General features: G+C 65.9%; 28 protein-coding genes. 13 read left to right on the top strand and 15 right to left on the bottom strand.

Annotated features, from left to right (window positions below):
- Window positions 1–2: 2 nt before the first annotated feature.
- The 6 genes from VGR99_RS35855 to VGR99_RS35830 all read right to left on the bottom strand — a co-directional run bounded on the left by VGR99_RS35855 (window position 3) and on the right by VGR99_RS35830 (window position 4,570).
- Window positions 3–326: an XdhC family protein gene (locus VGR99_RS35855; RefSeq protein ID WP_148751517.1), complete on the bottom strand. Its 324-nt coding sequence runs from the start codon at window positions 324–326 to the stop codon at window positions 3–5.
- A gap of 11 nt (window positions 327–337) precedes the next feature.
- Entirely contained in the window at window positions 338–1,540 is a 1,203-nt protein-coding gene (locus VGR99_RS35850; protein ID WP_326904671.1) for a VWA domain-containing protein, read from the bottom strand.
- A 138-nt stretch (window positions 1,541–1,678) separates the two neighbouring features.
- Complete coding sequence (locus VGR99_RS35845; RefSeq protein WP_326904670.1) at window positions 1,679–2,602, bottom strand: MoxR family ATPase; 924 nt, start codon at window positions 2,600–2,602, stop codon at window positions 1,679–1,681.
- A gap of 60 nt (window positions 2,603–2,662) precedes the next feature.
- Window positions 2,663–3,469: a xanthine dehydrogenase family protein subunit M gene (locus VGR99_RS35840; protein ID WP_326904669.1), complete on the bottom strand. Its 807-nt coding sequence runs from the start codon at window positions 3,467–3,469 to the stop codon at window positions 2,663–2,665.
- 33 nt (window positions 3,470–3,502) lie between these two features.
- Entirely contained in the window at window positions 3,503–3,988 is a 486-nt protein-coding gene (locus VGR99_RS35835) for a (2Fe-2S)-binding protein (protein ID WP_014494194.1), read from the bottom strand.
- Between the two features lie 135 nt (window positions 3,989–4,123).
- Complete coding sequence (locus VGR99_RS35830) at window positions 4,124–4,570, bottom strand: carbon monoxide dehydrogenase subunit G (RefSeq protein WP_326904668.1); 447 nt, start codon at window positions 4,568–4,570, stop codon at window positions 4,124–4,126.
- A gap of 171 nt (window positions 4,571–4,741) precedes the next feature.
- Here VGR99_RS35830 and VGR99_RS35825 point away from each other — a divergent pair, with 171 nt between their 5' ends.
- The 3 genes from VGR99_RS35825 to VGR99_RS35815 all read left to right on the top strand — a co-directional run bounded on the left by VGR99_RS35825 (window position 4,742) and on the right by VGR99_RS35815 (window position 7,400).
- Window positions 4,742–6,097 carry a 3-carboxy-cis,cis-muconate cycloisomerase gene (locus VGR99_RS35825; RefSeq protein WP_326904667.1) on the top strand — a complete coding sequence of 452 codons (1,356 nt, stop codon included), beginning with the start codon at window positions 4,742–4,744 and terminating at the stop codon, window positions 6,095–6,097.
- Between the two features lie 17 nt (window positions 6,098–6,114).
- A complete protein-coding gene (gene pcaD / locus VGR99_RS35820; RefSeq protein ID WP_326904666.1) occupies window positions 6,115–6,897 on the top strand; it encodes a 3-oxoadipate enol-lactonase in 783 nt (260 codons plus the stop codon).
- 110 nt (window positions 6,898–7,007) lie between these two features.
- The gene (locus tag VGR99_RS35815; protein ID WP_045008461.1) at window positions 7,008–7,400 is read left to right on the top strand and encodes a carboxymuconolactone decarboxylase family protein; all 393 of its coding nucleotides are present in this window, start codon (window positions 7,008–7,010) and stop codon (window positions 7,398–7,400) included.
- Here VGR99_RS35815 and VGR99_RS35810 read toward each other — a convergent pair.
- Together VGR99_RS35810 and VGR99_RS35805 are read right to left on the bottom strand one after the other, a co-directional pair.
- Entirely contained in the window at window positions 7,362–7,886 is a 525-nt protein-coding gene (locus VGR99_RS35810) for a hypothetical protein (RefSeq protein WP_326904665.1), read from the bottom strand. The two genes, VGR99_RS35815 and VGR99_RS35810, sit on opposite strands and share 39 nt — an antisense overlap.
- A 197-nt stretch (window positions 7,887–8,083) precedes the next feature.
- Window positions 8,084–8,245, bottom strand: a complete 162-nt coding sequence (locus VGR99_RS35805) for a hypothetical protein (RefSeq protein ID WP_168213234.1) — start codon at window positions 8,243–8,245, stop codon at window positions 8,084–8,086.
- Between the two features lie 290 nt (window positions 8,246–8,535).
- On the opposite strand from VGR99_RS35805, the gene VGR99_RS35800 reads away from it, so the two are divergent.
- The 5 genes from VGR99_RS35800 to VGR99_RS35780 all read left to right on the top strand — a co-directional run bounded on the left by VGR99_RS35800 (window position 8,536) and on the right by VGR99_RS35780 (window position 13,620).
- Window positions 8,536–9,453, top strand: a complete 918-nt coding sequence (locus tag VGR99_RS35800) for an ABC transporter permease subunit (RefSeq protein WP_326904664.1) — start codon at window positions 8,536–8,538, stop codon at window positions 9,451–9,453.
- 11 nt (window positions 9,454–9,464) lie between these two features.
- Window positions 9,465–10,784, top strand: coding sequence for a high-affinity branched-chain amino acid ABC transporter permease LivM (livM, locus tag VGR99_RS35795; protein ID WP_326904663.1), 1,320 nt, complete (start codon window positions 9,465–9,467; stop codon window positions 10,782–10,784).
- A complete protein-coding gene (locus VGR99_RS35790; protein WP_326904662.1) occupies window positions 10,781–11,614 on the top strand; it encodes an ABC transporter ATP-binding protein in 834 nt (277 codons plus the stop codon). The genes livM and VGR99_RS35790 overlap by 4 nt, the downstream gene beginning before the upstream one ends.
- Window positions 11,611–12,351 carry an ABC transporter ATP-binding protein gene (locus VGR99_RS35785; protein ID WP_326904661.1) on the top strand — a complete coding sequence of 247 codons (741 nt, stop codon included), beginning with the start codon at window positions 11,611–11,613 and terminating at the stop codon, window positions 12,349–12,351. Before VGR99_RS35790 ends, VGR99_RS35785 begins: the two co-directional genes overlap by 4 nt.
- Before the next feature lie 150 nt (window positions 12,352–12,501).
- Entirely contained in the window at window positions 12,502–13,620 is a 1,119-nt protein-coding gene (locus VGR99_RS35780) for a branched-chain amino acid ABC transporter substrate-binding protein (protein WP_326904660.1), read from the top strand.
- A gap of 84 nt (window positions 13,621–13,704) precedes the next feature.
- On the opposite strand, the gene VGR99_RS35775 is transcribed toward VGR99_RS35780, so the two are convergent.
- Window positions 13,705–14,091, bottom strand: coding sequence for a response regulator (locus VGR99_RS35775; protein WP_326904659.1), 387 nt, complete (start codon window positions 14,089–14,091; stop codon window positions 13,705–13,707).
- Between the two features lie 243 nt (window positions 14,092–14,334).
- On the opposite strand from VGR99_RS35775, the gene VGR99_RS35770 reads away from it, so the two are divergent.
- Both VGR99_RS35770 and VGR99_RS35765 read left to right on the top strand, forming a co-directional pair.
- Entirely contained in the window at window positions 14,335–17,145 is a 2,811-nt protein-coding gene (locus tag VGR99_RS35770; RefSeq protein ID WP_414645209.1) for a PAS domain S-box protein, read from the top strand.
- Between the two features lie 78 nt (window positions 17,146–17,223).
- Window positions 17,224–18,222 carry a P1 family peptidase gene (locus VGR99_RS35765; RefSeq protein ID WP_326904657.1) on the top strand — a complete coding sequence of 333 codons (999 nt, stop codon included), beginning with the start codon at window positions 17,224–17,226 and terminating at the stop codon, window positions 18,220–18,222.
- A 56-nt stretch (window positions 18,223–18,278) separates the two neighbouring features.
- Here the strand turns inward: VGR99_RS35765 and VGR99_RS35760 are convergent, their stop codons facing one another.
- The gene (locus VGR99_RS35760; protein ID WP_326904656.1) at window positions 18,279–19,076 is read right to left on the bottom strand and encodes an EF-hand domain-containing protein; all 798 of its coding nucleotides are present in this window, start codon (window positions 19,074–19,076) and stop codon (window positions 18,279–18,281) included.
- A 252-nt stretch (window positions 19,077–19,328) separates the two neighbouring features.
- Here VGR99_RS35760 and rpe point away from each other — a divergent pair, with 252 nt between their 5' ends.
- The 3 genes from rpe (at window position 19,329) to VGR99_RS35745 (ending at window position 20,717) form a co-directional block, all read left to right on the top strand.
- Complete coding sequence (gene rpe / locus VGR99_RS35755) at window positions 19,329–20,030, top strand: ribulose-phosphate 3-epimerase (RefSeq protein ID WP_326904655.1); 702 nt, start codon at window positions 19,329–19,331, stop codon at window positions 20,028–20,030.
- 292 nt (window positions 20,031–20,322) lie between these two features.
- On the top strand, window positions 20,323–20,502 hold the full coding sequence (locus tag VGR99_RS35750; RefSeq protein ID WP_092028231.1) for a hypothetical protein: 180 nt from the start codon (window positions 20,323–20,325) through the stop codon (window positions 20,500–20,502).
- 23 nt (window positions 20,503–20,525) lie between these two features.
- Entirely contained in the window at window positions 20,526–20,717 is a 192-nt protein-coding gene (locus VGR99_RS35745; protein WP_326904654.1) for a hypothetical protein, read from the top strand.
- 6 nt (window positions 20,718–20,723) lie between these two features.
- Here VGR99_RS35745 and VGR99_RS35740 read toward each other — a convergent pair whose 3' ends face one another.
- From VGR99_RS35740 to VGR99_RS35720, 5 genes are all read right to left on the bottom strand, one after another.
- Window positions 20,724–22,157, bottom strand: a complete 1,434-nt coding sequence (locus VGR99_RS35740) for a bifunctional serine/threonine-protein kinase/universal stress protein (protein WP_326904653.1) — start codon at window positions 22,155–22,157, stop codon at window positions 20,724–20,726.
- Window positions 22,158–22,162: 5 nt separating this feature from the next.
- Window positions 22,163–22,903, bottom strand: coding sequence for a metallophosphoesterase family protein (locus tag VGR99_RS35735; protein WP_326904652.1), 741 nt, complete (start codon window positions 22,901–22,903; stop codon window positions 22,163–22,165).
- Window positions 22,904–23,020: 117 nt separating this feature from the next.
- Complete coding sequence (locus VGR99_RS35730; protein WP_326904651.1) at window positions 23,021–23,626, bottom strand: hypothetical protein; 606 nt, start codon at window positions 23,624–23,626, stop codon at window positions 23,021–23,023.
- Window positions 23,619–24,305 carry a hypothetical protein gene (locus tag VGR99_RS35725; RefSeq protein ID WP_326904650.1) on the bottom strand — a complete coding sequence of 229 codons (687 nt, stop codon included), beginning with the start codon at window positions 24,303–24,305 and terminating at the stop codon, window positions 23,619–23,621. The genes VGR99_RS35730 and VGR99_RS35725 overlap by 8 nt, the downstream gene beginning before the upstream one ends.
- On the bottom strand, window positions 24,302–25,072 hold the full coding sequence (locus VGR99_RS35720) for a MotA/TolQ/ExbB proton channel family protein (protein ID WP_326904649.1): 771 nt from the start codon (window positions 25,070–25,072) through the stop codon (window positions 24,302–24,304). Before VGR99_RS35720 ends, VGR99_RS35725 begins: the two co-directional genes overlap by 4 nt.
- Between the last annotated feature and the right edge of the window lie 28 nt (window positions 25,073–25,100).

Raw genomic sequence — 25,100 nt, 5'->3', positions numbered from 1 at the left:
GGCTAGCCGACCTTCTCGACGAAGACGCGGATGGTGCCGCCGCAGGACAGCCCGACATTCCAGGCGGTCTCGTCGGCGACGCCGAACTCCAGCATCCTGGGCTTGCCGCTCTCGATCACGTCCATGGCCTCGGTGACCACGGCGCCCTCGACGCAGCCGCCGGACACGGACCCCAGGAACGTGCCCTCGTCGTTGATGACGAGGCTCGAGCCCGCCGGGCGCGGGGCCGAACCCCAGGTCTCGACAACGGTGGCCAGCGCGACGCCACGGCCGGCCTTCTGCCAGTCCTCCGCCGCCTTCAGAATATCCTCGTCGCGATCGAGCATGGTTTTGCCTCTCAGGCTGCGGAGCGGATCAGGCTGCGGTGATGCGGCGGCAGCGGCCGGGAGAGCGTGGTGATCAGCTCCTGGATCGAACTCAAATTATGCACGGGGCGGAATTCGTCAACGTGGGGAAGCATCATTTTGATGCCCTGGGCCTTGGCCTCGAAGCCGCTGAACCGCAGCAGCGGGTTGAGCCAGATCAGCCGGCGGCAGGACCGGTGCAGCCGGTCCATCTCGAAGGCCAGCTTCGAATCGGCCTCCCGCTCCAGCCCGTCGGAGATCAGGAGCACGATGGCGCCCTGGCTCAGCACCCGCCGCGCCCACAATTTGTTGAAGTTGTGCAGCGAGGCCGAGATCCTGGTGCCGCCGGCCCAGTCCTCGACCGATGCCGAGCAGCTCGCCAACGCCTCGTCCGGATCGCGCTGGCGCAGCGCCCTTGTGACGTTGGTGAGGCGGGTGCCGAACAGGAACACCGAGACGCGCTTGCGAGCGTCGGTGATGGCATGGAGGAAATGCAGGAACAGGCGGGTGTACTCGCTCATCGAGCCCGAAATATCGAGCAGCGCGACGATGGGCGCCGGCTTCTCGATCCGCCCGAGGCGATGGATGTCGACGATGTCGCCGCCGGTGCGCAGCGAAGCGCGGAGCGTCCGGCGCAGGTCGAGGCGCAAGCCCTGTGGATCGGGCCGGTGCCGGCGCGTCAGCAGCTCGGCCTGCGGCAGGTGCATCCGATCGATCGCGCGCAGCGCCTCGGCGATCTCCGCCGCGCTCATCTGCGCGAAGTCTTTCTTCTGCAGGATCTCCTTGTCGGAGACCGACAGGCGCAGATCCTGCTCCTGGTGCTGCGGCGTCTCGGTCATGCGCGGCTGCGACATCGCCTCCTGCACGCGGCGGGCGCCGGCCTGCGGCTTCTTCTTGGCCTGCTCCGGCAGCGGCACCGAATCCAGCATGTGCTTCCATTCTTCCGAGGCGCGGAAGAACAGGTTGAAGGCCTGCTTGAAGATCAGCGCATGCTCGTGCCGCTTGACGAAGATCGCCTCCAGCGTGGTGAAGACGTCGGCGCGGTGGCCGATGTCGATCACCTGCAGCGCGCTCATGGCATCGATCACCGCGCCCGGCCCGACCGGCATGCCCGCAGAGCGCAGCGCCCGGGCGAAGCCGACGATGTTGTCGGCGAACTGCTCGGTTTGCTCGGGGGCAAGATGGTTGATGGCCATGGTCTCGTATCCATCCACTCGTCATTCCGGGGCGCGCCTCTTGGCGCGAACCCGGAATCCATACTCCCGATCGTGGTTATGGATTCCGGGCTCGCGCTACGCGCGCCCCGGAATGACGGGCGTAGTTGTAACGCGAGATCAATTCTCGCTCGTCGCTTCCTTCAGCACCTTCTGCAGGGTGTCGCCCTGCATGCGGGTGATGTCGTCCTGGTACTTGAGCAGCGCGCCCAGCGTGTCGCCGACCACTTGCGGGGTCAGCGAGCGGGCATCGAGCTCCGACAGCGCGGTGGCCCAGTCGATGGTCTCGGCGACACCCGGCGATTTGTAGAAATCCTGGTTGCGTAGCGCCTGCACGAAGCGCACGACCTGCTGCGACAGCTTTGCCGAGATGCCGGGCACGCGTGTCTTGACGATCGCAAGCTCGCGCTCGGCGGCGGGATAATCGACCCAGTGATACAGACAGCGCCGCTTCAGCGCATCATGGATCTCGCGGGTGCGGTTGGAGGTGATGATCACGATCGGCGGGCTCGGCGCCTTCACGGTGCCGAACTCTGGGATGGTCACCTGGAAGTCGCTGAGGATCTCGAGGAGGTAGGCCTCGAATGCCTCGTCAGCGCGGTCGAGTTCGTCGATCAGCAGCACCGGCGGGCCCGCAACGTCGGGCTCCAGCGCCTGCAGCAGCGGCCGCTTGATCATGTAGCGGTCGGCGAAGATATCGCTGGAGAGCTGATCGCGGTCGGTGTCGCCGGCGGCTTCCGCCATCCGGATCGCGATCATCTGCGCCGCGCTGTTCCACTCATAGACGGCGGAGGAGACGTCGAGGCCCTCATAGCACTGCAGGCGGATCAGCTTCCGCCCCAGCGCCGCCGACAGCACCTTCGCGATCTCGGTCTTGCCGACACCGGCCTCGCCTTCCAGGAACAGCGGCCGGCCCATACGCAGCGACAGATAGGTCACCGTCGCCAGCGACCGATCGGCGAGATAGCCGCGCGAGGTCAGAAGTTCGAGCATCGCATCGACCGATGCCGGCAAAGCACCGGAAGAGTTGGTCGCTGAAGTCATGAAGGAGCCAGTCTCGCTACGCCCTCACCGGGACAAGTTTGGCCGAGGCGTGAGGTTCACTCACCCCTTGGCGTTGGCAGCATCGAGGGCGCGCCGCGTCAGCACGCCGATGAGATGCGCGCGGTATTCGGCACTGCCGTGGATGTCGCTGTTGAGCCCTTCCGCCGGCACCTCGATGCCTTCGATCGCCTTCGAGGCGAAGCGCTTCTTCAACGCCTCCTCGAATGCCTCGACGCGGAACACGCCGTCCGAGCCCGCACCCGTGACGGCCACGCGCACGTCCGACGGACGCCGCGCCACGAACACGCCGACCAGCGCATAGCGCGAGGCCTGGTTGCGGAACTTGATGTAGGCCGCCTTCTTCGGCAGCGGGAACATCACCTTGGTGATGATCTCGTCGGCTTCGAGCGCCGTCGAGAACAGGCCCTGGAAATACTCCTCGGCCTTGAGGCGGCGCTTGTTGGTGACGATGGTCGCGCCCAGCGCCAGCACCGCAGCCGGATAGTCCGCGGTCGGATCGTTGTTGGCGAGCGAGCCGCCGATCGTGCCCTTGTGGCGCACGGCCGGATCTCCGATCTGGCCGGCGAGATCGGCGAGCGCCGGAATCGCCTCACCGACGATGGCGGAGGTCGCGACCTCGGCATGCTTGGCGGTGGCGCCGATCACCAGCGAGCGGCCCTTCATCTCGATCGTGTTGAGCCCCTCGATGTGGGAGAGGTCGACCAGATGCGGGGGGCTGGCGAGGCGCTGCTTCATCACGGGAATCAGCGTGTGGCCGCCGGCAATGACCTTGGCGTCTTCGTTCTTCACCAGGAGGTTGGCGGCCTGCCGCACGGTCCCGGGGCGATGATATTTGAATTCGTACATCTGAATGTCCTGATCGCGGGATGCGTGCGCGCTTTAGGCGAGATCGGATTTCGCCATCGCCTTGGCGCCGGCGGAGATCGAGGCGACGATGTTCTGGTAGCCGGTGCAGCGGCAGAGATTGCCTTCCAGCTCCTCGCGGATCGTATGGTCGTCGAGCTCGTGGCCCTTGCGATGGACGATGTCGATCGCGGTCATGATCATGCCGGGCGTGCAGAAGCCGCACTGCAGGCCGTGGTGCTCGCGGAAGGCCTCCTGCATCGGATGCAGCGGCGCGCCGTCGGCGGCCAGCCCCTCGATCGTCTTGACCTCATGGCCGTCGGCCATCACGGCAAGCGTGGTGCAGGACTTCACGGCTTTGCCGTCGAGATGCACGACGCAGGCGCCGCACTGCGAGGTGTCGCAGCCGACATGGGTGCCGGTCAGACGCAGATTCTCGCGCAGGAACTGCACCAGAAGGGTGCGGGGGTCGACATTGGCCGTAACAGGATTGCCGTTCACGATGAGGGAGATTTTTGCCATAAGCACTCTCTATCAGCGCCCCGACGGGTCCCGTCGAAGCGGTTCTTATAATTATTCCAACCCATCATATTGGCCATTGTCCCCTGGGGCAACATCGCCCGGGGCGCAACCGGCCATGCCGAAAGGCGATAGGACTCAGCCCTGTACCGCCTTGGCGAAGTTCGCGAAAAACTCGTCGGCGAGCTTCTTGGCGGTGCCGTTGATCAGGCGCTGTCCGAGCTGCGCCAACTTGCCGCCGATCTGCGCCTCGACGTCGTAGGAGAGCAGCGTGCCGCCGTCCTTCTCCGCGAGCTTGACCACCGCGCCGCCCTTGGCGAATCCGGCGACCCCGCCCTCGCCTTCGCCGGAGATCTTGTAGCCGTTCGGCGGGTCGAGATCGCTCAAGGTGACCTTGCCCTTGAAGCGCGCCGACACCGGCCCGACCTTCATTTTCGCGGTCGCGCGGAAGCCGCCGTCCTCGGTCTTCTCCAGCTCCTCGCAGCCGGGGATGCAGGCCTTCAGCACCGCGGGATCGTTGAGCTTCTCCCACACGGCTTCACGCGGCGCCGCAAGCTGGACTTCGCCGTTCATTGTCATGGCCATGGGGGCACCTCCCGGATCGCATCAGAGTAATATTGCTCAAGTAACGCACGGAGGCCGCAAAGGAAAGGGTGGCACCCGGTCACGTGCAATGCATATTCGCAACTGCAAAAAGCTTGCACCGGCGGTTTGGGATTGGCAGAGCCGGGGCATGGTGATTAGGTCGCGCGCAACATGAGCACAGCCCTCTCCCCCCTGCTCGCGCCGATGCTGTCGAGCGCGGCCATGCGCGCCGTCTGCGACGATCGGTCGACACTCCAGAACATGCTCGATTTCGAGGCAGCCCTGGCGCGGGCCGAAGCCGCGACCGGCGTGATTCCGCAGGCCGCGGTGGGCCCGATCGGAGCCGCCTGCAAGGCTGATTCCTTCGATATGGGCGCGCTGGCCGAGGCCGCAACGCGATCCGGGAATCTCGCCATTCCCCTGGTCAAGACGCTGACCGCTGAGGTCGCGAAGGCTGACGCCGAAGCCGCGCGCTACGTGCATTGGGGCGCGACCAGCCAGGACGTCATCGACACCGCGACCATGCTGACGCTCCGCGCTGCAATCGATGCGCTGGACGCCGACCTCAGCCGCGCCATCAAGGGTTTTGCCACGCTGGCGCGCAAGCACCGCGACACCGCCATGGTCGCACGGACCTGGCTCCAGCACGCGCTGCCGATGCCGTTCGGGCTCAAGGCCGCCGAATATGCCTCGAGCCTCGCCCGCGCCCGCTGCCGGCTGCGGCGCATCGCCCGTGAAGGCCTCGCGCTGCAATTCGGCGGCGCGGCCGGCACGCTCGCCGCGCTCGGCGACAAGGGGCTCGCAGCCGCCGACAAGCTGGCGCAGGAATTGAACCTGCCGCTGCCCGAGGCGCCCTGGCACACCCATCGTGACCGGATCGCCGAGGCCGCTTCAGGCTTCGCGATCCTCGCCGGAAGTTGCGGCAAGATTGCGCGCGACGTCTCGCTGCTGATGCAGACCGATGTCGGCGAAGCCTTCGAGCCCGCCGGCGAAGGCCGCGGCGGCTCCTCGACCATGCCGCACAAGCGCAATCCGGTTGCTGCCGCCAGCGCCCTTGGCTGCGCCACCATGGCCCCGCAGCTCGCCGCGACAATCTTTGCGGCGCAGGTGCAGGACCATGAGCGCAGCGCCGGTCCCTGGCACGCGGAATGGCCGACGCTGCCGCAATTGATGCTGGTCACCTCGGGCGCGCTCGCCGCCATCGTCGACATCGCCGAAGGCCTCGATGTCGATGCCGCGCGCATGCGCAGCAACCTCGATGCGACGCACGGCCTGATCATGGCTGAGGCCGTCACCTTTGCGCTCGCCGACAAGATCGGCAAGAGCGACGCACATCATCTGATCGAGGCCGCGAGCAAGCGTGCGGTTGCCGAGAAGAAGCATCTGCGCGAAATTCTCGCCGCCGATTCGCAGGTCATTGCGCATCTGACGCCCGAGAAAATAGCGATACTTTTTGAGCCGATGGCCTATCAAGGGGCCTCTCAAGCATTGATCGACCGGCTGCTCGACAGCCTCGACAGCGAATAAATAAACGGAGACGCCGCATGCCCATGATCGATGCCGACGGTTGCCTGATCAACGTCTCCGTCGAAGGCCGCGACGGCGGGCCGACCCTGATGCTCTCCAACTCGCTCGGCTGCACGCTGCAGATGTGGGAGCCGCAGATGAAGGCGCTGACGCAGGTGTTCCGCGTCATCCGCTACGACCGCCGCGGCCACGGCAAGTCGAACGTGCCCCCCGCCCCTTATACGATGGAGCGCTTCGGCCGCGACGTGCTCGCGATCCTCGACGATCTCAACATCGAGAAGGTGCATTGGTGCGGCCTGTCGATGGGCGGCATGGTCGGGCAATGGCTGGGCGCCAATGCGCCGGAACGCTTCGGCAAGCTCATCCTCGCCAACACCTCCTGCTACTACGCCGAGCCGACCAAATGGCTGGAGCGCATCGACGCCGTGAAGAAGGGCGGCATCGCGGCGGTCGCCGATGCCGTGGTCGCGGGCTGGCTGACCCAGGATTTCCGCGAACGCGCGCCCGACATCACCGCAAAGATGAAATCGATGCTGCTCGCCACCCCGGTCGAAGGCTATCTCGCCTGCTGCGAAGCGCTGTCGACACTCGACCAGCGCGCGCTGCTGCCGAAGATCAAGAGCCCGACGCTTGTCATCGCCGGTCGCCACGACATGGCAACGCCGATCTCCGCGGGCGAATTGATCCGCTCGGGCATTCCCGGCGCCAGCATGACCATCATCGACGCCGCCCATATTTCCAACGTCGAGCAGCCGCACGCGTTTACCGACGCTGTGGTGGGCTTCTTGACTCAGCGTTAGCAACAACCGTCATTGCGAGGAGCGTAGCGACGAAGCAATCCAGAAATCCCTCCGCGGAGATACTCTGGATTGCTTCGCTGCGCTCGCAATGACGGAGAGGAGGAAAGACCATGGACGACCAGAAGCGCCGCGATGCCGGCATGAATGTGCGCCGCAAGGTTCTGGGCAATGCCTGGGTCGACAAGTCGATCGCGAACCGCAATGCGTTCAACACCGACTTCCAGGACATGATCACGCGCTACGCCTGGGGCGAGATCTGGACGCGGCCGCATTTCGACGAGCGCACGCGGCGCGTGCTGGTGATCGGCACCATGGTCGCGCTCGGGCAATGGGATGAATTCCGCCTGCATGTGCGCGCAGCGCTCGCCGAGGGCGGTTTCACCCCCGACGACATCAAGGAAATTCTGCTGCAGCAGGCGATCTATTGCGGCGTGCCGGCGGCGAACCACGCCGTCAAGGAAGCCTCAGCGATTGTGCAGGAGCTCGGCCTGCTCAAGGGCTAGCGGGGCTGCAGCCTCGACGGTCTTGGGCGCGGCCTCGGGCCGTTCGATCACCACTACGATGGCGGCACCGAGCAGCAGCAGCAGCTCGGTGGCGTGCAGCCGCAGCGCAGCCAGCTCGCCGACCTTCGAAGCCATCACCATGCTCGCGAACGAGATGATGCTGCCGATCGCCAGCGCGATACCAAGCGCCTCGTCGCTGCCACCATTCTTGCGGACGCGCGGGATGCAGAGCAGCGCGAGATAAATCGCAAAGAACGCCACGACGGTCAGCCGTCCCAGCGCCAGCAGCCAGACGGCACGCACCGTGTCCATCCCCGCCATCTGGAGATGGTCGCTGAGGAACAGCGCCACCGCGACACTCGGCCGCTCATAGAGGCCGTGCACCGGCGCCACCATGATGTTGAAGGCGACCAGGGTCCAGGCCGGGATGAAATAGGCCGCCAGCAGCGCGCCGTTGACCGAGCCGATCCGCCAATTCCTGAACATGCCGCTTCCTGCTTCGTCCACCACGCGCCTTCCATGAGAAGGCTTTGCGGGGAGCTAACTCTCATGAGACTGCGGCGGCAATTTAAACCCTTTGTTTACCTTAACTGGCCTGTGGAACGACTGAGCCAGAGAAAAAGGGCCCCACCTTGCGGCGGGGCCCTTCATCGCTAGCGTTGGGCGCTCTTGGGCCCCCAAATCTACTTGTTGTCCTGACGGTGCTGGCCGCCCTGCTGCTGGCCGGGCTTGTCGCCCTGGCGCTGCGGATCCTGCTGTTGCTGTCCGGGTTTCTGGCCGCCGCCTTGTTGCTGACCGGGGTTCTGGCCCTGCTGGCCCGGATTCTGGTTCTGCTGCTTCGTCATTACGGGAAACTCCCTTGTTGGACGTCAGAGAGGAGATAACCGTCCGCATCCATTTTGGTTGCTATGCGGAACCCGGTTCCTCGCAACTGCGGGAACTGGGATATGACAGCCGTAGCCGAAATGACTCTGTACAAGCCTTTATGCCGAGGCATGGCCAGTTGCAGCCGCCAGTTCCCTCCTGTTACAAAACGGGAAGAACGCTCAAGGGCTGCCGGGGCCCGAGAAGAAACTTAAGCACCCCTCTCGAAGAGCTCCCTTTGAGTCGCGTCAGGTTTGGGTAACGGCAGCCTATGGATTATTTCGCCCAGCAGCTCATCAACGGCCTCGTGCTCGGCTCCATCTACGGCCTGATCGCGATCGGCTACACGATGGTCTACGGCATCGTCGGCATGATCAATTTCGCCCATGGCGACGTCTTCATGATCGGCGGCTTCATCGCTCTCATCACCTTCCTCATCCTGGTCTCGTTCGGCCTGACCGCGATCCCGGTGATCCTGCTCGTGGTGCTGCTGGTCTCGATGGCGATCACCGCGCTCTATGGCTGGACCATCGAGCGCATCGCCTACCGGCCGCTGCGCCATTCGTTCCGCCTCGCCCCGATGCTGTCGGCGATCGGCATGTCATTCGTGCTGACCAACTACTCGCAGGTGGCGCAAGGCGCCCGCGTCAAGCCGATCCCGCCCTTCATCACCGGCGGCTACACGCTCCATGAGAGCACCGACGGCTTCGTCATCCAGCTCTCCAACATCCAGATCATGGTGGTCGTCACCACCATCGTGCTGCTGGCGCTGTTCACCTGGCTGGTGTCGCGCACCCGGCTCGGTCGCGACATGCGCGCCTGCGAGCAGGACCAGACCATGGCGGCGCTGCTCGGGGTCGACGTCGACCGCACCATCTCCATGACCTTCGTGATCGGCGCCGCGCTCGCCGCCGTCGCGGGGCTGATGTACCTGCTCTATTACGGCCTCGTCGACTTCTTCATGGGCTTCGTCGCCGGCATCAAGGCCTTCACCGCGGCCGTGCTCGGCGGCATCGGCTCGCTGCCCGGCGCCATGCTCGGCGGCCTTGCGATCGGCCTGATCGAGACGTTCTGGTCGGCCTATTTCTCGGTCGAGTACAAGGACGTGGCCGCGTTCTCGATCCTGATCGTCGTGCTGATCTTCATGCCGACCGGCCTGCTCGGCCGTCCCGAAGTCGAAAAAGTCTGACGGGCGCACGCGTGACAGCTCCCTCGACCAACACGGCCAAACCTGCATCGGGCATCCCCGCCCTCCTCAAGACCGCCTTCATCAACGCGCTGATCGCGCTGGTGCTGTTCTCGCTGATGGTCGGCATCCGCACCGAAGCGGGCTCCGACGGCCAGCTCACCTATTGGACCCGCTTCGGCGAGCTCGCCTCCCTCGTCGCCGCCGTGTTCGGCGGCTCGATCGTGATCGAGCTGTTGCGGCAGTGGATCGGCCCGACCGGCGCCGAGAAACTGGTCCCGCCGGCCGTGCAGAGCGGCATGTCGTTCATCGGCCGTTACCTTGCGCCCGCGCTGTTGATCTTCACGCTGCTGGTGCCCGTCATCTTCTATAACCAGCGCTACATCCTCGACCTCGCGATCCTCGTGCTCACCTATGTCATGCTGGGCTGGGGACTGAACGTCGTGGTCGGCCTCGCCGGCCTGCTCGATCTCGGCTACGTCGCCTTCTACGCGGTCGGCGCCTATTCCTACGGACTGCTCGCCACCAATTTCGGCTGGTCGTTCTGGATCTGCCTGCCGCTCGCCGGCATCCTCGCCGCATTCTGGGGCGTGCTGCTCGGCTTTCCCGTGCTGCGGCTGCGTGGCGACTACCTCGCCATCGTGACGCTGGCCTTCGGCGAGATCATCCGCCTCGTCATCATCAACTGGCAGGAGCTGACCGGCGGCCCCAACGGCGTCTCCGGCATTCCCCGCCCCACCTTCTTCGGCATTCCGCTCGACAACAGCGACGACGGCCTCGCCGCCAAACTCGGCATCGAATACTCGCCGACCCACCGCATCGTCTTCCTGTTCTATCTGATCCTGGCGCTCGCGCTGCTGACCAACTGGGTCACGATCCGCCTGCGCCGCCTGCCGATCGGGCGCGCCTGGGAAGCCCTGCGCGAGGACGAGGTTGCCTGCCGCGCGCTCGGCATCAACACCACGACGACGAAGCTCACGGCGTTCGCGACCGGCGCGATGTTCGGCGGCTTTGCCGGCGCGTTCTTCGCGACACGCCAGGGCTTCATCAGCCCGGAGTCCTTCACCTTCCAGGAATCGGCGCTGGTGCTCGCCATCGTCGTGCTCGGCGGCATGGGCTCGCAGCTCGGCGTGGCGCTTGCCGCGCTCGCCATGATCGGCGGCTTCGAACTGTTCCGGGGCCTGGAGGGCTACCGCATGCTGGTGTTCGGCATGGCGATGGTGCTGATCATGATCTGGCGGCCGCGCGGCCTGATCGGCCATCGCGCGCCGACGGTGTATCTGACCAAGGCGCAGGCGATCTCCTCCGACCTCGTCAAGGAAGGCCACGGATGAGCGGCGACAAGATTCTCAGCGTCGACCGTTTGACCATGCGCTTCGGCGGCATCGTCGCCGTGCAGGACCTCTCCTTCGCCGCCGAGCGGAAGAAGATCACCGCGCTGATCGGGCCGAACGGCGCCGGCAAGACCACCGTCTTCAACTGCATCACCGGCTTCTACAAGCCGAGCGGTGGCGCCATCCGCCTCGCCCATGACGATGGCAAGGTGATCGCGCTGGACAGGCTGAACGACTTCCGCATCGCCAAGCAGGCCAAGGTGGCGCGCACCTTCCAGAACATCCGCCTGTTTCCCGGCATGACCGCGCTGGAAAATCTGATGGTGGCGCAGCACAACGCCTTGATGCGCGCCTCCGGCTTCACCTTCCTCGGCCTCGTCGGCGCGCCCGTCTATCGCGATGCCGAGAAGCACGCGATCGATCTGGCCACCGATTGGCTCAAGCGCGTCAACCTGCTCGACCGCGCCGACGAAGCCGCCGGCAATCTCGCCTATGGCGACCAGCGCCGGCTCGAGATCGCGCGTGCGATGTGCACCGAGCCTGCGCTGTTGTGCCTGGACGAGCCCGCCGCCGGCCTCAATGCCCGCGAGAGCGCTGCGCTCAGCGAGCTGCTGCTCTCGATCCGCAACGAGCTCGGCACCTCGATTCTGCTGATCGAGCACGACATGTCGGTGGTGATGGAGATCTCCGACCACATCGTGGTGATGGACCATGGCGTCAAGATCGCCGAAGGTTCGCCGCGCGCAGTCCGCGACGATCCCAAGGTGATCGCCGCTTATCTCGGCACCGACGAGGACGAGGCCGCGGCCGTGATGGAGGGCGGATCGTGACGTCGCCAACTCCCTTGCTCGCGATCCGCAGCCTTCGCGCCGCCTACGGCAAGATCGAGGCGCTGAAGGGCGTCGACGTCGAGATCAACGCCGGCGAGATCGTGGCGCTGATCGGCGCCAACGGCGCCGGCAAGTCGACGCTGATGATGACGATCTTTGGCAAGCCGCGCGCCCGCTCCGGCCAGATCCTGTACGAGGGCCGCGACATCACCGACGTCCCCACCCACGAGATCGCGCATTTGCGCATCGCGCAATCGCCGGAGGGCCGCCGCATCTTCCCGCGCATGAGCGTCGCGGAAAACCTCCAGATGGGTGCGGACGCCACCGGATGCACCGATGCGGAACGCGAGGCGACGCTGCAACGCGTGTTCGCGCTGTTTCCGCGGTTGGAGGAACGTTACGCCCAGCGCGGCGGCACGCTGTCCGGCGGCGAGCAGCAGATGCTGGCGATCGGCCGCGCCCTGATGAGCCGCCCACGCCTGCTGCTGCTCGACGAGCCCTCGCTCGGCCTCGCGCCGCTGATCGCCCGCCAGATCTTCGATGCGATCCGCACCCTGAACCGGCAGGACGGCCTGACCGTGCTGATCGTCGAGCAGAACGCCAATCATGCGCTCAAGCTCGCCCATCGCGGCTATGTCATGGTCAATGGCCTGATCACGCTGGCGGGCACCGGCGCCGAGTTGCTGCAGCGCCCCGAGATTCGCGCCGCCTATCTGGAGGGCGGCCGACACGGCTGACCGGGCAAAAGTGCGGCGGAATACGCCGAGATATCTACGCGATTGCCCGTATTTTGCCGGTGACTTCTCCTCGAATTCATTCAAGAATGGCGCCGGTTTGGACCGGGCCTGCCCGGCAACTTCCACAGGCGACCACCCGCGAGGTATCTCATGAAATCACTGAAGCTCATCGGTCTGGCATTCGGCGCATCGCTCGCGCTGTCGAGCGCGGCATTCGCGCAGGATGTCACCGTCGCAGTCGCAGGTCCGATGACCGGCGGCGAGTCCGCCTTCGGCCGCCAGATGAAGAACGGCGCCGAAATGGCCGTGGCTGACATCAACGCCGCCGGCGGCGTCAACGGCAAGAAGCTCGCGCTTTCCGTCGAGGACGATGCCTGCGATCCCAAGCAGGCGCGCTCGATCGCCGAGAAGATCGCCAGCGCCAAGATCCCGTTCGTCGCCGGGCACTATTGCTCGTCGTCGTCGATCCCGGCTTCGGAAGCCTATGCCGACGGCAACGTGCTCCAGATTACGCCCGCCTCGACCAACCCGCTCTTCACCGAGCGCAAGCTCTGGAACGTGGCCCGCGTCTGCGGCCGTGACGATCAGCAGGGCCTGATCGCGGCGCAGTACATCGCCAAGAACTTCAAGGGCAAGAACATCGCCATCCTCAACGACAAGACCACCTACGGCAAGGGTCTGGCGGACGAGACCAAGAAGGCGCTCAACAAGGCCGGCGTCACCGAGAAGATGTACGAGTCCTACAACAAGGGCGACAAGGACTTTAACGCGATCGTCTCGCGCCTGAAGCGCGACAACATCGATCTCGTCTATGTCGGCGGCTACCATCAGGAGAGCGGTCTGATCCTGCGCCAGATGCGCGACCAGGGTCTCAAGACGATCCTGATGGCCGGCGACGCGCTCGCCGACAAGGAATACGCCTCCATCACCGGCCCCGCCGGCGAAGGCACCCTGTTCACCTTCGGTCCCGATCCGCGCGAGAAGCCGACCGCCAAGAAGATCGTCGACGCCTTCAAGGCCAAGAACATCGATCCCGAAGGCTACACGCTCTACACCTACGCGGCGATGCAGGTGTGGTCGCAGGCGGCCAAGAAGGCCGGCACCACCGACGCCAAGAAGGTCATGGAAGCAATGAAGGCCGGCAAGTGGGACACCGTGATCGGCCCGATCGAGTACGACGCCAAGGGCGACATCAAGCAGCTCGACTACGTCGTCTACAAGTGGGACGCCAAGGGCGGCTACGCCCAGATCAAGGGCAACGGCACCTGATACGCGTCGCGGAGCCTCAGGCTACCCCATTCCATCATCACCACGCCCCGGCTTATCCCCGGGGCGTTTCTTCTTGCGGCGGGCTCAGACGGCCGCCGGCAGTTCGCCGGCCGCCGCGGCCTGGGCCTTCCGCAGCGCCTGCAGCAGGTCGTTCGGCCGAAACGGCTTTTGCAGGCAGACCACGTTGGCCAAATGAGGCGCTTGTTCCATGAAATCCAGGGCGGTCATCCCCGACACCGCGATGATCGGAAGTTCCGGCGCACGCTCGCGCAGGCTCGCGATGACGTCGACCCCGCTGGTGTCGCCGAGGAAGATGTCGACGATCGCTGCGTCAAACGGGCCTTCATCGAACGCCTTCAGCCCGGCCACGCCGCTCTCGGCCTCCGCGACCTCGAAACGATTGACCCGGAGCACGATCGCGAGCATTGCGCGGACGTCCTTCTGGTCGTCGATGATCAGAACGCGAGGCATTGGGGATAACTCCCGGATATTGATATCAAAATCGGATGATTCAAACCTGGAACCCACGGCGGCGGGAGGGCATTATGGCACCGGTCAGTAAAGCGCATCTTACTAGGACCCTATTCCGCGTTCCCGCCCAAATTAAGTAAGCTGTAACCATCGGTTGAGTCGTGCCCGCATCGGCTCAAGATGCGAGCCCAGAACCCGCTACCATGGAGCCAGGGGTGCGGGGGCCGTATGAAGTCGGCGAAGATGGCAAAGACCGGTCTGCGAGAGATGGACGTGCCCCCAGCGATCGACCGAAGCACATTCCTTTCGACGCTGCCGGCCAGCACCGCCGACCGCACCGCAGCGTTGGCGATCGTCGGCATCTCCTCGATCCTGTTCGCACTCGCCGTTCCGTTCGCGGGTATCCCGCTCCTGCCCGTCCCCGCCTTCGTGGCGAGCTATCAATCGGCCCTCGCCGTCAGCGACGTCGTCACCGCGGTGCTGCTGCTGTCACAGTTTTCGGTGCTGCGAACCCGGGCACTGCTGTTGCTTGCGACCGGCTACCTCTTCACCGCCGCGGCAGCGCTGGTCCATGCCCTCACCTTCCCCGGCCTGTTCACACCGACCGGACTTTTCGGCGCGGGGCGGCAGACCACGGTCTGGCTCTACATGATCTGGCACGCCGGCTTCCCGCTGTGCGTGCTCGGCTATGCCTGGCTGAAGGAGGCCGACGGCGGCACCACGATCCGCGGCAAGGCGGCCACGGCGATCACTGCCAGCGCGATCGGCGTCATCGTCGCCATGGCTCTGTTCACCTGGATCGTCACCGCCCAGCACGATCTGCTCCCGGTCCTGCTGCGTGACGGCCACTACACGCCGACCATGATCGGCGTCGTGTCCTTCGTGTGGTCGCTGAGCTTCGCCGCGCTCGTCTCGCTCTGGTTCCGTAGGCCGCATTCGGTGATCGACGTCTGGCTCATGGTGGTGATGTGCGCCTGGCTGTTCGACATCGCGCTCTCGGCGATCGTGAACGTTGCCCGCTTCGATCTCGGCTTCTATGCCGGCCGCCTCTATGGCCTTTGCTCGGCGACTTTCGTGCTCGCGGTGCTCCTGGTCGAGAACGTCCGCCTCCAGGCGCGGACCGCGGGCATGGTCGACGCATTGCAGCGCCAGTCCGATGCTGAGCGCGATTATCACGTCGAGCGCGAGCGGCTGTTCACCGCCGTCGTCGAATCCTCCAACGACGCCATCATCACCAAATCGCTCGACGGCACCATCACCACCTGGAACACCGCGGCCGAGCGCGTCTTCGGCTACTCCGCCGCCGAAGCGGTCGGCCGTCCGATCGACATCATCCTGCCGGAGGACCAGCGCCAGGACGTCGCAGAGAATCTGGCCCGCACCCGCAACGGCGAGGTGATCGACCAGTGGGAGACGATCCGGCTGCACAAGAGCGGTCAGCCGATCGACGTGGTGCTGAGCCAGGTCCCGCTGCGATCACCCGACGGCAAGATCATCGGCGCGTCCAAGGTGGCGCGCGACATCACCGAGCGCAAGCGGACCGAGACGGCGCTCAACCGCGAGATCGAGGAGCGCCAGCGCATCTTCGAGACCTCGCAGGACCTGATCCTGGTCACCGACGGCTATGGCAATTTCGTCCAGGTCAGCCCGAGCGTGAAGAACATCCTGGGCTTCACCCCGGACGACATGGTCGGGCACAGTGCGATCGAGTTCATCCACCCCGATGATCTCGAGAAGACGCGCGGCGAGATGCGCGCGGCACGACGTGGCGCGGTCAAGCGCAGCTTCGAGGCGCGCTACTATCACTACGACGGCCACGAGGTCACGCTGAACTGGATGGGCACCTGGTCCGAGCCGGTGAAGCGCCACTTCTTCATCGGCCGCGACCTGACCGAGAAGCAGGCCGCCGAAGCGCAGCTCCGGCAGGTCCAGAAGATGGATTCCATCGGCCAGCTGACCGGCGGCGTCGCGCACGACTTCAACAACGTGCTGACCGTCATCACCGGCACGATCGGCATTCTGGCGGATGCCGTGGCGGACCGGCCGGAGCTTGCCGCCATCACCAAGCTGATCGACGATGCCGCCGAGCGCGGCGCGCAGCTGACCAAGCACCTGCTCGCCTTCGCCCGCAAGCAACCGCTCCAGCCACGTGAGATCGACGTCAATGCGCTGGCGCTCGAGGCCGCCAAGCTGCTGCATCCGACGCTGGGCGAGCAGATCACCATCATGCCGCAGCTGACCGAAGACGCCTGGCCGACCCTGGTCGATCCGGGCCAGCTCTCCACCGCGATCCTCAACCTCGCGCTGAACGCGCGCGACGCCATGCCCGACGGCGGCACGCTGGTGCTGGAGACCCGCAACGTCTTCCTCGACGACGTCTATGCCAGCATGAACCCCGATGTCGTCGCCGGCAATTACGTGATGATCGCGGTCAGCGACACCGGCAGCGGCATTCCCTCCGACCTGCTCGAGCGGGTGTTCGATCCGTTCTTCACCACCAAGGAGGTCGGCAAGGGCACCGGCCTCGGCCTCAGCATGGTGTTCGGCTTCGTCAAGCAGTCCGGCGGACACATCAAGATCTACAGCGAGGAAGGCCACGGCACGAGCGTGAAGATCTACCTGCCGCGCTCCAGCGGCGTACAGGAGACCGACTACGAGGTGCTTCAGAACGTGCCCATCGCCGGCGGCGACGAGAAGATCCTCATCGTCGAGGACGACGCCCTGGTGCGGCAGTATGTGGTGACCCAGGTCAAGAGCCTCGGCTATGCCGCACTGGAAGCGGCCAACGCCGCCGAGGCCCTCACCATCATCGATGCCGACAAGGGGATCGACCTGCTCTTCACCGACGTCATCATGCCGGGCGCCATGAACGGCCGCCAGCTCGCCGACGAAGCCGCGCGCCGCCGCCCCGACCTGAAGACGCTGTTCACCTCGGGCTACACCGAAAACGCCATCGTCCATCACGGCCGGCTCGATTCCGGCGTGCTGCTGCTGGCCAAGCCGTACCGCAAGTCCGAGCTCGCCAAGATGCTCAGGACGGCGCTGGCGAATTGAGCCAAGGATGGCTGTAAGGGTAGCGGCAAGGGTGGCGGTGCGCTATCGCTGGCGTCCGCAGCGCATGGAGTGCCGAGCTTGAAAAACCTTCTCACCGATATCGCCGGCGTCCGTGTCGGCCATGCCGTGGATGCCAAAATCGCCACCGGCGCGACCGCGATCGTCTTCGACGCCCCCGCGGTCGCGGCAATCGACGTCCGCGGCGGCGGACCCGGCACCCGCGAGGACGCGCTGCTTGATCTCGCCAACACCGTCGAGCGTGTCGACGCGATCGCGCTGTCGGGCGGTTCCGCCTTTGGCCTCGATACCGGCGGCGGCGTCCAGGCCTGGCTCGCCGAGCAGGGCCGCGGCCACCGCGTTCGCGAAGCGCTGATCCCGATCGTGCCGGGCGCGATCCTGTTCGATCTCCTCAATGGCGGCGACAAGGCCTGGGGCCGCTTCTCGCCCTATCGCGACCTCGGCTACGCCGCAGCCGCTTCCGCCGGCGCGGATTTCGCACTCGGCAGCGCCGGCGCGGGTTTCGGCGCCACCACCGCGACGTTCAAGGGCGGCCTCGGCTCGGCCTCGGCGGTGACGCCCAGTGGCGTGAAGGTCGCGGCGATCGTCGCCGTCAACGCCGTGGGCAGTGTCACCGTCGGCAACGGTCCGTGGTTCTGGGCGGCGCCGTTCGAGGTCGACGGCGAGTTCGGCGGACGCGGCCTGCCTGACAAGTTCACCGACGACATGCTGGCGATGCGCATCAAGGGCGGTCCCGCGGCGAGCGCGCGCGAGAACACGACGATCGGCGCCGTGGTCACCGACGCGGTGCTGACCAAGCCCCAGGCCAAGCGTCTCGCAATGATCGCGCACACCGGCTTCGCCCGCGCGATCTATCCGGTGCATGCGCCGACCGACGGCGACGTACTGTTTGCGGCAGCGACCGGCGAGAAGCCGATCGAGCCGCTGGTCGGCCTCACCGAGCTCGGCACGGTCGCCGCCAACGTGGTCGCGCGCGCGATCGCCCGCGGCGTGTACGGCGCCACGGCATTGCCGTTCCCCGGCGCGCAGCCGGCGTGGAAGGATCGGTTCGGCGGGTAGTTTGCCCCGCCTTGGCGGGGCACGACACCGTCGCTCGCGGACGGAGCGCGCCGCGCTCACACGCTCATCGACATGGACGAGCCGGCAGCGGCCGTAGCGCCCTGCCCCTGCCCGCCCTGCTGCTGCATCAGCTGCGCAAACAGATCGTAAGCCGAGGTACGGGACGAGTTCGCGCCCGGCACGGTCGTCGACATCTTGAAGCCGTCGGCATAGGTGACGGTGGTGGTGGTCGAGCCGTCGGCGGCGGTCGTCGTGGTCGAAGTCGATCCGCCGCCCGACGACGAGGAGGAATCCGAGCCGCTGCCGGACGCATCGCCCGCGCCCTGCGCGTGGTGATGACCGCCGTGATGGCCGCTCTTCAGCGCCTTCGACATCTCGTCAAGGCTGACGCTGCCGTCCGCATTCGAATCCATCTTGGAGAACACGTCGTCGGCCTGCGCCAGATTGGTGCCGCCGGCCCCGAGCGCGTTCTCGAACTCCGACTTGGTGATGCTGCCGTCGCCGTCGGCGTCGAGCTGCGAGAACAGGTCCTTCAGAGCGGCGTCCCGGCTCGTCGACGTCGAGGAGGTCGAGCTCGACGAGGTCGATGTCGTCGCACTGCTTGTGCTGTCCGATGACTGGCTCTGCGCCGCGAACAGCGCGTTCATCGTCTCCGGCGAGATCTGCGGATATTTGCCCGCATTGACCGACGAGGTCGCGCCGGTCGTGGTGTTATTGCTGCTGTCGATCGCGAACGGATTGGTCGACGCACTTTGCGAAGAACCCGTCTTCTGCGTCGACGAGGACGATTTCGAATTCGTCAGCGACTGGATCGCGTCGAGCGCGCTCGAGACGGCACCAAGGGCGAACAACATTGCACAACTCCAACCGGTGCGGCACGCCGCGGCCAATGTTCTGGCGGAGAAGTCAGCAAGCGTCGTGCCAGCGGGAAAAGCTCAATGAATTCCGCGCTCAGCGCGCTTGGCGCGTCTCGGGAACACCGGCAATTCGTGCCGGTCGCGGCAGAAATTTCCGCCCACAGGAAGCTCGCCTCCCCTGCATTGCCCGCCACGGAGGCCCATGTTAGGCGGGGCTCATCCTTCACGGCCGCCACGGGAAACCGCGCCATGACCCAAGCCTTCGCCCCCCGCCCCTTGGCCATCGCGCCCTCGATCCTGGCCTCCGATTTCTCGAAGCTCGGCGAGGAGGTGCGTGCGGTAGACGCCGCCGGCGCCGACTGGATCCATCTCGACGTGATGGACGGACACTTCGTTCCCAACATCTCCTATGGCCCCGACGTCATCAAGGCGATGCGCCCGCACACCAGGAAGATCTTCGATGCGCATCTGATGATCTCGCCCTGCGATCCCTATCTCGAGGCCTTCGCCAAGGCCGGCTGCGACCACATCACCGTGCATGCGGAAGCCGGCCCTCACCTGCACCGTTCACTCCAGGCGATCCGCGCGCTCGGCAAGAAGGCCGGCGTCTCGCTCAATCCGGGCACGCCGATCAGCGTGCTCGAATACGTCCTCGACCTCGTCGACCTCGTGCTGGTGATGTCGGTCAATCCCGGCTTCGGCGGCCAGGCGTTCATCCCCTCCGCGATCGGCAAGATCCGCGACATCCGCGCGATGACGGCGGGCCGTCCCATCGACATCGAGGTCGATGGCGGCGTCGGCCCTGAGGTCGCCGGTCCGCTCGCCGCGGCCGGCGCCAACGCCTTCGTTGCCGGCACCTCGGTGTTCAGGGGCGGCACGCAAGACGCCTACAAGACCAACATCGCCGCGATCCGCAACGCTGCGCTCGGGGCACGCGGCGAAGCGATCTGAAGCGCGGAAAGTCGTCCTCGCAAATCTGCGGCTTCTACGGGTGCTGCAGCGCGCAATGCCTAAAATTGCAACCTCAGTCCGTACTCCTCCGGGCTTCCCTGATTCGTGCAAATCACCGCTAGTGATTCCCGCCTGTTTTCGCGGGAGCACATCATGACGACGACCCTGGTTTGGACTGGCGTGGCGTTGTGGATCGGTTTTTGTGCGTTTGTTGTGTTTGGCCCATCGGCCGGACCGGTACAGGTCCCGGCACGTTCGGACCGTCGCATCCGTCGCAATCGGATCTGACACCGTGCAGTTCGCGCTCGTGAAGCGACAGCCGAAGCGCAGGTGCCGCATCCCGCGGCGCCCGCATCCGGACCTCGACTATTTCTTCGGCCGTCTCGAACGCACCGAAGGCGAGATGCGCGACGACACCGGGCCCGACACGGCGGACCTGGATCACCCGCTCCGGTCACCGCGCCGACATTAAAATCTCTTGCTGGACTAACCCTGATGAAGCCGCACTGCCCGAACTGCCTGAAGGAAATGACCAAGGCATCAGCGTCGCGTAACCTGTTCAACTGCGAGCCTTGCCGCGAGATCATCCAGTATTTTGGCGGCAGCGCGGATCACGGCGAGCCCGGCCCGCGATTCTCCTGGCCGATCCGCCGCAAGCGCTCCGGCCACACCGCCCACGCGGCGTGATCTTTGCTAGCCCCACACCACGCCGGCGTCTGGGTTCGCTGCGGCCATCCGCGGCGGCCGCACCACGGTGACGGTGCAGGTCGCCTCTGAGGCGACTTTCGACGAGACGCTGCCGAGCAGCGTGCGCCGGAACGAGCTCTGCCGCGCGCCGATGATGACGTGGTCGACCTGGTTGACCTCGGCGAACTCGAGCAGCGCCGCCGCCGGATCGACCGACTCCAGCACATGAGCCGTCAACCGGCTCTCATCCAGCTTGAGCGGCGTCGCCCAATGTCTGAGCGCGACCAGGCGGTCGATGTGCTTGTTGGAGCCCTGCTCGTCCAGCGTCTTGTCGATGGCGATGCGGTTCAGCTTCAGCACGTTGACGCAGGCGAGCCGCGCCGAGGGCAGCGTCGCCAGAATGCGCTCGGTCGTGACGCGCAGCGCCTCGTTCAGCTCGCCCGCACCCTCCGCCGTGTCGAGCGCGACCGCGATGATCGGGCTCGATGCGATTTGCGCTGCGACGTCCGACCTCGCGCGCGGCGCCATGACGCCCTGGTTGAAGCGGCGCCGCCAGGCCACACTGAGCGGATCGCGCTTCAGCCGCTCCGATCGCGTCGTCAGCCTGACCTGGTCCGGATGGGCGAGATCGAAGGCGAGCTGCGCCGCGGTCGGATAGCGCCATACCGGCTCGATCTCGAGGCAACGCAGCACCACCTCCTGGAGCCAGGGCGGATAATCGGCGCGAAGCGCGCGCGGCGGATGCGGATCGCGCCACAGCCTGCGCCGCATCGCGCGCAACGTCTCGCCCTCGCCGAAGGGTCGCTCGCCCGTGGTGAAGAAATAGAGCAGCACACCGAGCGAAAACAGATCGCTGCGCGGATCGTCGCGCACGCCCAGGAGCCGTTCCGGCGCCATGTAGGGCGCGGTGCCGTAAGGCAGGCGGAACTCCGCTTGCAGCAGATCAGGCAAATGATCGTGATGCGACAGGCCGTAGTCGATCAGCACGGCCTCGCCGGTATCGCGGAACATGATGCTGCTCGGCTTGATGTCGTGATGGATCACGTTCTGCCGGTGCAGATCGGCGAGCGCGGTCGCGACCTTGGCGACGAGCTGCCGCGCCTCGTCGTAAGGCAGCGGCAGATCGGGTAGCCGCTTGTAGAGCGTGGTGCCGACGATGCGCTCGATCACGACATAGGCCTGATGCGCGAAGTCGCCGGCGCCGAAACAGGCCGGCACATGCGGCCCGGCGAGCCGCGGCAGGATCATCATCTCCATCTCGAAGGAGACGATCGCGGCCGGGTCCTCCCCCTCCGAGACCCGCGGAATCTTCATCAGCAGCGGCACGTCGATGCCGGGATGGGTGACCGTCCACAGCGTCGCCATGCCGCCGGCATGGACGCATTCGCCGATCGTGTAGCCGTCGATGACAGCGCCTGATTCCACCAGGGATTTGGGCATCGCCGTCAGCGCCCCTGCGACAGCCGGTCGGCGAGCCAGGGCGGCAGGCCGTTCTCGCGGATCCGGTTCGCCGCCGTCTCGACATCGTAGGGCGCGCGGCAATAGGTGATCTCGCACGAATTCGTGTCGAACAGCGCGAAGGCCGCGGACGGATCGCCGTCGCGGGGCTGGCCGACTGAGCCGAGCACGGCCAGCCATTGCCGCCCGCGCAGCAGCGGGACGGTGACATCGGTCTTGGGGACGAGGCTCGTCATCTTCGCCGTCACCGACATCGAATAGAGCGCAGGACGGTGGATGTGGCCGCAGAAGGTGACGTGAGCAGGCGTCGAGATCAGGCTCTTGGCGGCTTCCGCGGTCGATCGCACATAGGTCCAGCGCTGGGGGCTGGAGGCCTCCGAATGCACGAACAGGCAGCCGCTGTCCTCCACCATCATCGGCAATTCGGCCAGGAACCGCCGTTGCGCAATGTCGAGCCGGCCGCGGGTCCATTCGATCGCGATCTGCGCCTCGGCATTCATGCTCTCGGTCTTGGTGTTGACGGCCTCGTCATGATTGCCGCGGACGGCGATAGCGCCCTGCTCGACCAGAGCCATCGCGGTCTCCACGACCCATTCCGGATCCGCGCCATAGCCGACGAAGTCGCCGAGCAGCACGAACCGCTCCGCGCCCCTGGCGCGGGCAGCCTTGAGGCAGGCCTCGAACGCCTGCCTGTTGCCGTGGATATCCGAGAAAATCGCGAGACGCACGCACCCTCCACCCTCAGATTCTTATTGGAAGCCGATAAGGCCAAATTGAGGGACGTCAAGAACATGCGCCAGCGCGGCGCGGTTTACCAGCGCAGCCGTGAGGCGATGGTGAAGAGCCTATTGCTCGTCTTTCGGGGGCATCCGGGGCGGCGGCAGTGGGGTGAACACGGCGCCTTGCGCGCCGGCCGGCGGAGCGATGAATTCGCCGGTCGAGGAATCGCCGCCGCTGGTCTCCATGATGGTCTTGGGCGTCACATATTCGCGGACCATGTCGATGAGGCTGCCGTCGCCGCCGCCGAAATCGGCGGCGCGGCCGCCTTGCGGATGGCCCAACGCGATCTCGTTCTCCGCCGCATGGGTCTTGTCGGCGAGCCGGTCGTCGTAGGGCACGCGGAAAGCCCGCGGGATGCCGCTGGGGCGATTGTCCCCGTCGAGCTGCTCGACCCAGAGATAGATCGAGCCGGGGTCGCCCTCCAGCGAATGCGGCTCGACGATGCGGGACTTCAGCAGCTTGAAGGTCGTAGGCAGCCGGTCCGTGCTGGCCCAGCCGAGCAGCCCGCGCATCTCGCTGAAGCTGACGACATAGAACGCGCTGGTCACGACCACAGCGACCGCCTTGAACGACCAGTGCAGCCGCGCATAGACCAGCACGACCAGCAGCAGCGCGCCGATCACGGCATAGGCGACCGAGATCGTGAGGATGACCGTTTGCAGACTAGTCACGGCGGATCCTCGTAGCGTTCCTGCTCACACCGGTCCTCGGGTCGAGATCGGCCCCATTGCGCCAGGTGCTGCGAAAGGTCTCCATCAGCGATTTCGGCCGCTGGCTCACGTCGATGACCTTGCCTTCGGCATCGAGCCGGAACCGCACCGCGGTCTTCTCGTCGCCGGTGTGGTCGAGCGTGAACTTGTTGTCGAAGACCACCTGCGCCGTCGGATTGAGTTTTTGCACCTTCACGTTCGCCGTCACGGGCTCGCCGGTCGTCGCCACGAAATGCGAGACGTTGACGGTGTACTCTCCGGCGATGATGCCGCGCAGCGTGACGATCTCCTCGCGGATGGGCGAGGCGATCTTCTTGCCGGCGACCATGATGAAGTCGTTGGCGCCGCCGCGGTCGTCGCGATCGAGGGTGAGGAAGCCGGCCTCGCGGTGGCGATACCAGGCGATGTTGCCGGCGGGGTCCTGCACGAACAGGTCGAGATCGTCGGGGTGATTGTCCGGCCAGTCCAGCGTAATCATGAACTCGGCCTTGGAGTCGATCTTGCCGTCCTTCGCATCCGGCGAGATCGCGAGCAGCGCCAGGAAGAACAGGAAGGCGATCACCTGGAGCGCCTTGAACAGCATTACGCCGAGCGGATCGAACGGCTCCTCGCGCGGATAGAGACCAAAGTCATCCATCATGACGAGGTTCCAGCGCCTTTACGCTCCAGCACCGGCGTCACATAGGTCTCGGTCAGCACCACCGCATCCGAGAACACCCGCTGGGTCGCGGCGTCCAGCATGTAGTACTGGATGCGGACCAGGATCGAGCCGACGAGGCCCGCAAGCGTCGTGTACATCGCAACCGCCATGCCGTCGCTCATCAGCCCCATCGAGGAACGCATCACGACCTTGTCGGCGGCGTCCAGCCCCGCGATCGGCGCCAGCATGATGATGAAGCCGATGATGGTGCCGAGCAGGCCGAGCTTCATCAGCGTGTCCGAGACGAAGGCACCGAACCCGTTGGAGCCGCGCAGGCGGTCGGCGAGCGTCCGCAGCAGGAGCGTCTGGTCCACCGGACGGTAGTCCTGCGCCGCCGCCTTGGTCACCAGGCTCCCGATGTGGTCGCGCACCAGCCCGCGTGGCAGCGCGGCACCGCCGGCATCGAGCGCCTTGCTGCCGTCCGGCGCCGCGAGCGCCTCGCGGCAACGCCGCGCCGCCGCTCCCTCGCGCGCGATCGCCCGCGTGCGCAGGAAGCAGTGGCCGCAGGTCAGGATATAGAGCAGCGCGATGACGCTCGAAATGTAGGTCCGGTCCGAGGTCAGCATCAGACGGATCAGGCCGAACCGCCACAGCAGCACGACGGCGAAGATCGAAAGGCCGGTGAAGATCATCCAGAGCAGGAGCGCGCTGCGCTCGGACGGGTCGGCTGGCTGCCGCACCATCGGTCCAATCGTCATCGAGCTCATGCTGCACTGCTCCCGGCCTGCAGGCTCT

Source organism: Bradyrhizobium sp., from assembly GCF_035935975.1.
Taxonomy (GTDB): domain Bacteria; phylum Pseudomonadota; class Alphaproteobacteria; order Rhizobiales; family Xanthobacteraceae; genus Bradyrhizobium.
The sequence above is the reverse complement of the archived record's forward strand: the minus strand, read 5'-3'. Positions and strand labels throughout refer to the sequence as shown.